General features: G+C 62.5%; 5 protein-coding genes and 3 rRNA genes. All 8 read right to left on the bottom strand.

Features of this window, described 5'->3' with window-relative positions:
* Nucleotides 1–9 precede the first annotated feature (9 nt).
* A 5S ribosomal RNA gene (gene rrf, locus BN3906_RS13225) occupies nt 10–126 on the bottom strand.
* Between the two features lie 128 nt (nt 127–254).
* A 23S ribosomal RNA gene (locus BN3906_RS13230) occupies nt 255–3,329 on the bottom strand.
* 325 nt (nt 3,330–3,654) lie between these two features.
* A 16S ribosomal RNA gene (locus BN3906_RS13235) occupies nt 3,655–5,173 on the bottom strand.
* Together the 16S, 23S and 5S rRNA genes form the textbook arrangement of a ribosomal RNA operon.
* Nucleotides 5,174–5,609: 436 nt before the next feature.
* The gene (locus tag BN3906_RS13240; protein WP_066589330.1) at nt 5,610–6,284 is read right to left on the bottom strand and encodes a response regulator transcription factor; all 675 of its coding nucleotides are present in this window, start codon (nt 6,282–6,284) and stop codon (nt 5,610–5,612) included.
* Nucleotides 6,281–7,834, bottom strand: a complete 1,554-nt coding sequence (locus BN3906_RS13245; protein ID WP_066589332.1) for a sensor histidine kinase — start codon at nt 7,832–7,834, stop codon at nt 6,281–6,283. Before BN3906_RS13245 ends, BN3906_RS13240 begins: the two co-directional genes overlap by 4 nt.
* Nucleotides 7,835–7,845: 11 nt before the next feature.
* A complete protein-coding gene (locus BN3906_RS13250) occupies nt 7,846–8,322 on the bottom strand; it encodes a hypothetical protein (RefSeq protein ID WP_066589334.1) in 477 nt (158 codons plus the stop codon).
* Nucleotides 8,323–8,389: 67 nt separating this feature from the next.
* Nucleotides 8,390–9,649 (bottom strand): glycerate kinase, encoded by a 1,260-nt coding sequence (locus BN3906_RS13255; protein WP_066589336.1) that lies wholly within the window; start codon nt 9,647–9,649, stop codon nt 8,390–8,392.
* A 72-nt stretch (nt 9,650–9,721) separates the two neighbouring features.
* Nucleotides 9,722–11,155, bottom strand: a complete 1,434-nt coding sequence (locus BN3906_RS13260) for an SLC13 family permease (RefSeq protein ID WP_227871116.1) — start codon at nt 11,153–11,155, stop codon at nt 9,722–9,724.
* Between the last annotated feature and the right edge of the window lie 497 nt (nt 11,156–11,652).

Consider the following 11,652-nt stretch of genomic DNA (forward strand, 5'->3'; position numbering starts at 1 on the left):
AAAGAATGATGCAGGCAGTGACCTACTCTCCCACACCCTCCCAGGTGCAGTACCATCGGCGCAGGCAGGCTTAGCTTCCGGGTTCGGAAAGGGACCGGGCGTGACCCCACCGCTGAAACCACCGACAAACACAACGAAACAACACACGCCACACACCCCCCACAACACCAGGGGGCCGGGCACACGGTGCCGTTCCAGACACTGCACAGTGGACGCAACAACCCTCACAACAACACAACACACGCACACAATCAGAAGTGAAGCACTCGGTCAATTAGTACCGGTCACCTCCAGCGCTCACACACTGTCCAGATCCGGCCTATCAACCCCGTCGTCTACAGGGAACCTCACACGAAACCTCATCTCGAAACAGGCTTCCCGCTTAGATGCTTTCAGCGGTTATCCCTCCCATACGTAGCCAACCAGCCATGCCACGGGCGTGACAACTGGCCCACCAGAGGTATGTCCAACCCGGTCCTCTCGTACTAGGGTCAGCCTTTCTCAAGTTTCAACGCGCGCGGCGGATAGAGACCGAACTGTCTCACGACGTTCTAAACCCAGCTCGCGTGCCGCTTTAATGGGCGAACAGCCCAACCCTTGGGACCAACTCCAGCCCCAGGATGCGACGAGCCGACATCGAGGTGCCAAACCATCCCGTCGATATGGACTCTTGGGGAAGATCAGCCTGTTATCCCCGGGGTACCTTTTATCCGTTGAGCGACACCGCTTCCACAAGCCGGTGCCGGATCACTAGTCCCGACTTTCGTCCCTGCTCGACCTGTCAGTCTCACAGTCAAGCTCCCTTGTGCACTTACACTCAACACCTGATTGCCAACCAGGCTGAGGGAACCTTTGGGCGCCTCCGTTACACTTTGGGAGGCAACCGCCCCAGTTAAACTACCCACCAGGCACTGTCCCTAACCCAGATCATGGGCCGAGGTTCAGACATCCAATACGATCAGAGTGGTATTTCAACAACGACTCCACAACCACTGGCGTGGCCACTTCACAGTCTCCCACCTATCCTACACAAACCGAACCGAACACCAATACCAAGCTATAGTGAAGGTCCCGGGGTCTTTTCGTCCTGCCGCGCGTAACGAGCATCTTTACTCGTACTGCAATTTCGCCGGGCCTGTGGTTGAGACAGCAGGGAAGTCGTTACGCCATTCGTGCAGGTCGGAACTTACCCGACAAGGAATTTCGCTACCTTAGGATGGTTATAGTTACCACCGCCGTTTACTGGGGCTTAAATTCTCCGCTTCGGACAAAAGCCCTAACAGGTCCTCTTAACCTTCCAGCACCGGGCAGGCGTCAGTCCGTATACATCGACTTACCGTCTTCGCACGGACCTGTGTTTTTAGTAAACAGTCGCTTCCCTCTATTCTCTGCGACCCACACCAGCTCCAGAACGCTAGGTCCTGCCACCAGCACGGGCCCCCCTTCTCCCGAAGTTACGGGGGCATTTTGCCGAGTTCCTTAACCACAGTTCACCCGATCGCCTTAGTATTCTCTACCTGACCACCTGTGTCGGTTTGGGGTACGGGCCGTACATGCACTCGCTAGAGGCTTTTCTCGACAGCATAGGATCACCGACATCCCCGCAAACGGGTACGCATCACGCCTCACCCACACAAGCCCCGGATTTACCTGGGACTCGGGCCACACGCTTACACCACAATCCACTAAGTGGCTCGGCTACCTTCCTGCGTCACCCCATCACTTGACTACTACCGGCTCAGGTCCCACGCATCCACCACCACACCACGCCAAAGACGTGACCTGACAGCTTCAGGGCAGTTAGTATCACCGATTCACCATGATCGCACACACACGGGTACGGGAATATCAACCCGTTATCCATCGACTACGCCTGTCGGCCTCGCCTTAGGCCCCGACTCACCCTGGGAAGATCAACTTGACCCAGGAACCCTTGGTCATCCGGCGGATGAGTTTCCCACTCATCATTCGCTACTCATGCCTGCATTCTCACTCGCATAGCCTCCAGCACTGGGTCACCCCGCACCTTCACCGGCCACACGACGCTCCCCTACCAACCCCGCACACACGTGCAGAGTTCCGCGGCTTCGGCGGTGTACTTGAGCCCCACTACATTGTCGGCGCAGGACCACTCGACCAGTGAGCTATTACGCACTCTTTCAAGGATGGCTGCTTCTAAGCCAACCTCCTGGCTGTCTTCGCGATCCCACATCCTTTTCCACTTAGTACACCCTTAGGGGCCTTAGCCGGCGATCTGGGCTGTTTCCCTCTCGACCACGAAGCTTATCCCCCGCAGTCTCACTGCCGCGCTCTCACTTACCGGCATTCGGAGTTTGGCTGATGTCGCTAAGATGATAGTCCCGCTAAACCAACCAGTAGCTCTACCTCCGGCAAGAAACACACGACGCTGCACCTAAATGCATTTCGGGGAGAACCAGCTATCACGGAGTTTGATTGGCCTTTCACCCCTACCCACAACTCATCCCCTCAGTTTTCAACCTAAGTGGGTTCGCGCCTCCACGACGTCTTACCGTCGCTTCACACTGGCCATGGGTAGATCCCCCCGCTTCGGGTCCAGGACACGCCACTACAACACACTCGTTAGTATTCGCTTTCGCTACGACTACCCCACACGGGTTAACCTCGCGACGTGCCGCTGACTCGCAGGCTCATTCTTCAAAAGGCACGCCATCACCCCGAAAGGCTCTGACGGATTGTAGGCGCACGGTTTCAGGTACTATTTCACTCCCCTCCCGGGGTACTTTTCACCATTCCCTCACGGTACTATCCGCTATCGGTCACAACGGGTATTCAGGCTTACCGGGTGGTCCCGGCAGATTCACAGCAGATTCCACGAGCCCGCTGCTACTCGGGGACACTCGCAACCCGACCACACATGCTTTCACGTACCGGACTCTCACCGTCTACGGCAGGCCATTCCAAACCACTTCCGCTAGCACACGCAACCCGGGCGACCAGCTGTCAGACCAGTCACACAAGACCCCACAACCCCAGCACACGCAACCCCTGACAGGTATCACACGCACACCGGTTTAGCCACCATCCGCTTTCGCTCGCCACTACTCACGGAATCACTATTGTTTTCTTCTCCTACGGGTACTGAGATGTTTCACTTCCCCGCGTAACCTCCACACCGGCTATACATTCACCGGCAGGTGACCGCACACAACCACGGCCGGGTTTCCCCATTCGGACACCCTCGGATCAACGCTCAGTTGACAACTCCCCGAGGCATATCGCAGTCTCCCACGTCCTTCATCGGCCCACTGTACCAAGGCATCCACCGTACGCCCTTCACACACTTCACACACAACTGCGCCGCACAAAACGACACACGCAAAATTGCATCAAAAGAAGATACTCGCGTCCACTATACAGTTCTCAAACAACACCAGGCACCCCACACACCACCCGCAGCACAACACCACGACCAGCACACAAGACACCCGCACCAAGAACACACGACAACGTCGCTGTCCCAGACACCCAACACCATGACAAACCAAACCCGGCCACCACCAACGGCAACCCACAAGCCACACACGACACACACCGGACAATCATCCACCCGGAAAAAACACTCACACGCACCCGACAACCGGACACGCGGAAACAAACCAAAAAACTCCTTAGAAAGGAGGTGATCCAGCCGCACCTTCCGGTACGGCTACCTTGTTACGACTTCGTCCCAATCGCCGATCCCACCTTCGACGGCTCCCTAACGAGTTTGGGCCACCGGCTTCGGGTGTTACCAACTTTCATGACGTGACGGGCGGTGTGTACAAGGCCCGGGAACGTATTCACCGCAGCGTTGCTGATCTGCGATTACTAGCGACTCCGACTTCATGGAGTCGAGTTGCAGACTCCAATCCGAACTGAGACCGGCTTTAAGGGATTAGCTCCACCTCACGGCATCGCAACCCACTGTACCGACCATTGTAGCATGTGTGAAGCCCTGGACATAAGGGGCATGATGATTTGACGTCATCCCCACCTTCCTCCGAGTTAACCCCGGCAGTCTCTCGCGAGTCCCCACCATAACGTGCTGGCAACACAAGACAAGGGTTGCGCTCGTTGCGGGACTTAACCCAACATCTCACGACACGAGCTGACGACAACCATGCACCACCTGTACACCGGCCACAAGGGAAACCACATCTCTGCGGCGATCCGGCGTATGTCAAGCCCAGGTAAGGTTCTTCGCGTTGCATCGAATTAATCCACATGCTCCGCCGCTTGTGCGGGCCCCCGTCAATTCCTTTGAGTTTTAGCCTTGCGGCCGTACTCCCCAGGCGGGGCGCTTAATGCGTTAGCTACGGCACAGAAGTCGTGGAAGACCCCCACACCTAGCGCCCACCGTTTACGGCATGGACTACCAGGGTATCTAATCCTGTTCGCTACCCATGCTTTCGCTCCTCAGCGTCAGTTACTGCCCAGAGACCTGCCTTCGCCATCGGTGTTCCTCCTGATATCTGCGCATTTCACCGCTACACCAGGAATTCCAGTCTCCCCTACAGCACTCAAGTTATGCCCGTATCGCCTGCACGCCCGGAGTTAAGCCCCGGAATTTCACAGACGACGCGACAAACCACCTACGAGCTCTTTACGCCCAGTAATTCCGGACAACGCTCGCACCCTACGTATTACCGCGGCTGCTGGCACGTAGTTAGCCGGTGCTTCTTCTACCACTACCGTCACCCGAAAGCTTCGTCATGGTTGAAAGGAGTTTACAACCCGAAGGCCGTCATCCCCCACGCGGCGTCGCTGCATCAGGCTTGCGCCCATTGTGCAATATTCCCCACTGCTGCCTCCCGTAGGAGTCTGGGCCGTGTCTCAGTCCCAATGTGGCCGTCCACCCTCTCAGGCCGGCTACCCGTCGACGCCTTGGTAGGCCATTACCCCACCAACAAGCTGATAGGCCGCGAGCTCATCCCACACCGAAAAAACTTTCCACCACCGACACTAAACGATGGTCCTATCCGGTATTAGACCCAGTTTCCCAGGCTTATCCCGAAGTGCAGGGCAGATCACCCACGTGTTACTCACCCGTTCGCCACTCGAGTACCCTGCAAGCAGGGCCTTTCCGTTCGACTTGCATGTGTTAAGCACGCCGCCAGCGTTCGTCCTGAGCCAGGATCAAACTCTCCATAAAAGCAACAAACCCTACAAAGAGCCGTCACCGGCACAACAAAAAACTGAACTGCTGACATCCGGCACAAAAACCGGACATCCACGCACAACCCCGGTCGGGGGACCGGGACCGCACGCAGGTCACAAAAACCAACAGACAGAAAACAAAAGATCCATATTTAACAAGCAGTCACCCACTTGCCGGGACCATCCGAACCGTCTGCATCATCTGCGACTTGTAAAAACTTGGTTCATCACACTATTGAGTTCTCAAACAACAACCGCACACCACGAACCACAACCCAGGAAAACAACCCCCAGCCGGCCGCAGCGACCCGACATAATCTACACACCCCACCACACCACCACAAACCCGCAGGTCAACCCCACTCCATCACCGTTCCCACACCGACGGCAGTATTCCCGTCAGCCGGAATCTCAGCATTCACATCCCCAGCTCACACCAACCGGTAGCCCACCCCCCGGACCGTCTCGATCCGGTCCCCGCCGATTTTCCTGCGCAACGCCCGCACATAGACGTCCACCACATTCGATCCCGGATCGAAGTCCATCTCCCAGACCATGCTCAGCAGCTGTGCCCTGCTGAGTATCTGGCCCGGGTGCCGCATCAACGCCTCGAGCAGGTCGGATTCCCGGCGCGAGAGGTTACGTGGGTCTCCGCCGACCCGGACCTTCTGCGTTCTCGGGTCGAGCTCCAGTCCGCCACGGCGCAGGACCACGGTCGCGGCGTCCATCCCCTCCGACGTTCTCCCCGCACCACCGAGCCGGAGTTTCACGCGGGCCAGCAGTTCTGCGAACTGGAAGGGCTTCGCCATGTAGTCGTCGGCTCCACCCTCCAGTGCCCGCACCCTGTCATCGAGCCCGGTGCGGGCGGTCAGCACGATGATCGGCATTGTCACCCGCAGGATTCTGAGCTGTTCGAGGATGTCCGTGCCGTCCATCCCGGGAAGCCCCAGATCGAGGATCATCATGTCGAATTCTCCGCTGTGTCCGCGGATGAACGCCTCGGACCCGTCGTCGGCCACCTCACAGAGGTAGCCCTCCAGCCTGAATCCTCTCACGATGAAGTCGGCGATCCCGGCATCGTCCTCGGCCACCAGTATTCTCGTCACCGTCTCTTCTCCCTGTCCGGACCACTGTGTGGACCACTGTCTGGCCCACCGTCTGGACCGGCCACCGTAGTGCCCGGCGCCTCCTGCTCTTCACTCTCCCCCGCCCGTCCCCGGGTTTCCGGCGCGGGGATCTGCAGGCCGAATATGGACCCGAGTCCCACCGTGGACTCCACGAACGCCCTTCCACCGTGTCCTTCGGCGATGGATTTCACGATCGACAGGCCCAGGCCCGCACCCCTCGAACGCGTCGATGCCCGCGAAGGTCCGTCACCACGGGAGAAACGGCGGAACATGGATTCCTGGGCCTCCGGGGTCAGGCCCGGGCCCCGGTCCCGCACCCATATCCGCAGAACCCGGTCCGCTCCCTCGCCCCGGAACTCCGAGCCGATCTCGACGGTGTCCCCGCTGTACCGCACCGCGTTGCCGAACAGTTCCAGCATTGCCTCGGTGACCCGCTGCTCATCCAGGTCGACGACACCTTCCGCGGCGTCCACGAGCAGGGCCCGGTCGCTGATGGTCCGTGCCTTGTCTTCGATGTCGATCGTCAGTTCGGCGACGTCCACCGGTGCCGGGTGGAGGAAGGTACCGGAGTCGGCGACTGCCAGGGTCAGCAGGTCATTGACCATCCGTGTCATCCGGTCGAGCTCCGTGGTGGCCAGCTCGACCGACCTTGCCCGGGACTCCGCGTCACCGGTCTCCAGAAGTTCCAGTTGACCACGGACCACGGTCAGCGGCGTCCTCAGTTCATGGCCGGCGTCATCGACGAAGGCCCGCTGGTCGTTCACCACGGTCTCCAACCTGTCCAGCATGGCGTTGAAGGTCTCGGCCAGCCGGGAGATCTCCCGTGGGCCGTCGACCGGCACCCGCCGGGACAGGTCCGAGTTCGAGATCGACGACGACACCTCCTGCAGTCGGCGCAGTGGCGCGATGATCCTCCCCGCGACCAGCAGTGCGAGAAGAGTGGCCACGAGGACGCCACCCGCCCCCGCCACCGCCATCATGCGGACCTGCGACGACACCGCAGCCTCGTCCTCCCTGGTGAACATGACCACAGCGAACTGACCGGACTGGCGGTCGCCACCGGTCGTGAACGTCAGACGGCCCCAGTGGGCGGTCCCCCGGCCCGGATCGTCGAAGATCCCGGAGGACTCCTCCGATGAGAGCATCTCGCCTGCCAACGGTTCCGACGGATCCAGAGGTTCCGGGTGCGCACTTTTCAGGCGGCTGCGGTCCGCCTGGACAAGATTGCCGTCGAGCAGGCCGACCATGAGTTCATCCTCGTCCGGTATCTGCCGGGACAGGTAGACCTCGGTCAGCCTCCGCGACGACGAGAAGGGGGCGGCGGTCACCGGGTCGGTGCCCTGGGCGACGAATCTCCTGAATTCCTCAAGCTCCTGCTCGACTGCGGCGTTCGCACGGTCGCTGACCTGCGCCAGTGACACCGATCTCGTCACCACGACGACGCTTGCCACGGTGATCAGCACGACAGTGGACATGGTCAGGACGATCTGCCACCTCAGGGAAGCGGTCATCCGCGTGAAAAGGGACACGTCAGTTCCGGCTAGTCGTCACCACCGTCGTCCCAGTCATCGTCCCCACCGTCGCCGTCGTCGCCGTCGTCCCAGCCGTCGTCCCAGTCATCACCGGAGGTGGTGCCGCCGGTGCCGCCCGGGACGTACGGCCGGTAGTTCAGGGGCAGGTCACGGGGGTCTGCTGCGCCGGGATCCGCGGGGACCGCGCCGGCACCGGACGCCGGGGGCTCTGCGGTCACGGCACTCCCGGGTGCGCCCTGACCCGGGGAAGCCGCCGGAGAGGACCCCGGGGAGGACGCCGGGGAGGACGCCCCGCTCCCGGTCGCGGCGTCCCCCTCCCTGTCCTGTTCCTTCTCTCCCCCCGTCCCCGGACCGGTGACTCTGGCAGGTTCGGAGTCCACGTCCGGAGGAGCCCCGTTGTCGGCCAGGGCTGTCCCCAGCACGGCGACGAGGAACAGCACGGAAAGCAGTCCTGCCAGTGGAAGGAATCGTCTCACTGTGGTCATTGTCCGGTCCTCCTGTTGTCTCGGGCACGCCGGTCGTCGTGCACCATTGTCGACGACCAACATGAAGTCAGGATGAAAAATCCGCAGGACCGTCACCTGCGCCGACTGCGACGGCACCGGCGTAGCTGTTTCTCACTTCAGCTTCCCTGCGCCCGGACACGACACATCCGAGCAGCAGCATCCGGGTCGCCCGCGCCGCTGCTTCCGTGAGCAGGTCCCGGCCGTTACGTATGGCGTCCTCGAGAGCCATGGGCACGGTCATGATCGACTGCAGGGCACCGATACCCATGTCGTGGACGTCCGGGGCCCCCTCGCCCAGAGACCCTGCCAGCGCGAACACCGGCACACCGGTCGCCCGGGCCCTCCGGGCGATCTCCGCGGGGACCTTGCCTTTCGGTGTCTGGAAGTCGATCGCCCCTTCCGCGGTGATGACGAGGTCCGCTGCACTGATCAGCGAGTCCAGGCCCGCCTCTGACGGCAGCTCCTCGAGCAGCACCTCGAAGCGGTTGCCCGCTCTGCCTCCCAGCGCCATCACGGCGGCACCGAGTCCGCCCGAGGCTCCCGTGCCCGCTGCGCGGCGCAGGTCCACGTCCGGACCGAAGGTCCGCTGCAGCAGGTCGGCCCACCGGCGCATCGCCTTGCCGAGGTGCCTGACCTGTTTCCTGGTGGCCCCTTTCTGCGGCCCGAAGACCGCTGCGACCCCGTTGTCCCCGGTGAGGACGTTGTGCAGGTTGCACGCGAGGGTCAGCCGGCAGTCGGCGAGTTCCGGGCGCAGTCCGCTGGTGTCGATCTCCGTGGCCCGGCTGAGCATGAGTCCACCGTCGGGGAGTTCCCGCCCCTTCTCGTCGAGGATTCGTGCACCCAGGGCGCTCAGGGCCCCTGCCCCGCCGTCGCACGTTCCGGAATCCCCGCATCCCACGATGATCTCCCGGATGCCCCGGTCGAGCACCGTCCCGATGAGTTCACCGACTCCACGACTGGTGGTGCGTCCGGGGTCTCTCCGGTCTGAGGGCACGAGCCGCAGCCCGGCGGCCTGCGCCATCTCGATGACGGCGGTGGACCGGTCACGGTACTCGAGCCACCGGGCGGTCACGGGCTCGCCCGTCGGGCCGGTCACGGTCGCGGTGTGCACGGTCGTTCCTGCACTCCGGCTGAGGATCTCCACGGTTCCCTCGCCTCCGTCGGGGACGGGGAAGGTATCGACCCGAACCCCCGGCAGGGTTCTGAGGACACCGGCGGCGATGGCGTCCGCGACGTCGACGGCGGACAGGGACTCCTTGAAGCCGGAGGGGCAGACGAGGACACGTTCGGGCAGATAGATGGTCATGGGACAGCTCCTGACAGGGGTACCGGTGCAACAGACCGGGGCGGGAAAAGGGGCAGGGGAAAGGGAAGGGGCTCAGAGGGTGAGGGAGAGGCCGAGCGCGGGCCAGACCACGAAGGCGAAGATGACGGTGACGCTCAGGAACATCGGGAACAGGAACGCAGAGACGAGCAGCAGGTCGGACGCCGTGAAACGTGGAGTGTCACCGGCCTCGTGCCCGGCGTCGTCGCCCCGGAAGATGGTCAGCGGCTTCGCCGACGAGGTCATCGTGTGGCAGTAGCCGGCGGCGGCCGTGGAGATGAACGCCGCGGCGACGGGGTTCACTCCGGCGGCCGGGGCCAGGGCGACGACGAGAGGCACCAGCACCGCTGACCGTGCCGAGCGGGACTGGACGACCAGATGGGCCAGTGCGGACACGACGATGACCACGAGGATGAAGCCGGTGGTGTGCAGTCCGTCGAAGACTCCCCCGGTGAGTGCCCGCACTGCCCCGGACTCCGTCAGGGCGGTGCTCAGGGCCACGGTCGCGGCCATGAAGATCAGCAGGGACCACGGGACGTCCTTCACCGCGTCCCCGAGGTTGACCGTGCCGATCACAGGGGACGCCGCGAGCACGGCACCGAGGACCGCAACGAGTGCCGGCGGAATTCCGTGGAGTCCCTCGGTGAACCACAGGACCACAATGACGGTGAGCAGGACCAGGACCCTGGTCTCCGGCGCGGACAGGGGCCGACTGTCCGGAAAACTGAGGTCCAGCTGCTGTCTGCGCTGTCCCGGTGTGGAGAGGCACTGGAGGGTGATCTCCGCTGCGAGGTGGGAGGTGACCAGTGCAAAGGGAAGCCCGAGGGTGAGCCACCGGGTGAAGGAGATCCCGTCCTGCCCGCCGACGGTGAGAATCTGGACCGTGATGAGGTGGGCGCCCGCCCCGATCAGGGACGCCACCGCGGAGAACAGCACGACACCGGGCAGGACCACTGCCAGCACCCGGCTCAGCCACCGTGGGAGGGCGCGGGCGACGACGAGGAACACGGGAAGGACGAGGGCTGCCCGGCCACTGGTGGCCGGAATGATGAATGCGGTGGTCACCGCCGCCAGAGTGAGCAGGTGCACCAGCACCCGGGGGGACGCCACTGCGTCGCACAGGAGGTGCGCGGCCCTGTCCGCCAGGCCGGTGGCCGATACCGCGGAGGCGACGATGAATGCTCCGATGAGCAGCCAGATGGTGCTGTCGCCCAGTGGTGAGAACAGGGCGTCCGCCTCGATGACACCGGCGACCACCAGGACACATGCTGCGGCGAGGGCCACGAGTGTGTCGGGCACCGACGAGAAGATCCACAGCCACACCGCGGCTGCGAACACCACCAGGGTGAGTCTGGCGTCCCCTCCGGTCTCCTCCGGCAGCGGGAGAAACCAGGCGGCGGGGATCCCGGCCGCGACGACAGCCCCCACCGTGACGGTCACCCACGACCGTGACGGGGACGCCGTGGACCCTGCCGGCGGGGTGGTCACAGGGGACTCTGTGGTCGGGGGGACCGGGAAAGGCACGGTGGCCGGATCGGGGTCTGGTGCCGGGGCAGGTACCGGTGCAGGTACCGGTGCCACGGTTCCGGAGGTGTTCCCGGCGGAAGTCGGACCGTTCGTGTGCGGGGTCATCGCTTGCTCACATTCGTCGTCGACCATTTCAGGGGCCGGGACACCGAACATCCCGACAACCCCATGGTCAGTTCCGTCCGTGAACCGGGGATGAAACGAGAATGAGAGATCTTTCATGGAGGACGCCACCCTCCGCCGCCCCTGCGCGTGCAGGTCAGGGTACGGGTCGGCCCCGTGTCCCTGCGGACAGGGCACGGGGCCGGGGTGCCCGCCCCCACCGGGGCGGTCACGTCAACCGGGTCAGAACGAACCGTCAATGTCCGTGACGACAACGACCTTCTGGTTCACGAACTCCTTGATACCCAGGTCAATCAACTCATGACCGTAACCGGAGTGCTTGACACCACCGAACG

It is taken from the genome of Corynebacterium provencense (assembly GCA_900049755.1).
Taxonomy (GTDB): domain Bacteria; phylum Actinomycetota; class Actinomycetes; order Mycobacteriales; family Mycobacteriaceae; genus Corynebacterium; species Corynebacterium neomassiliense.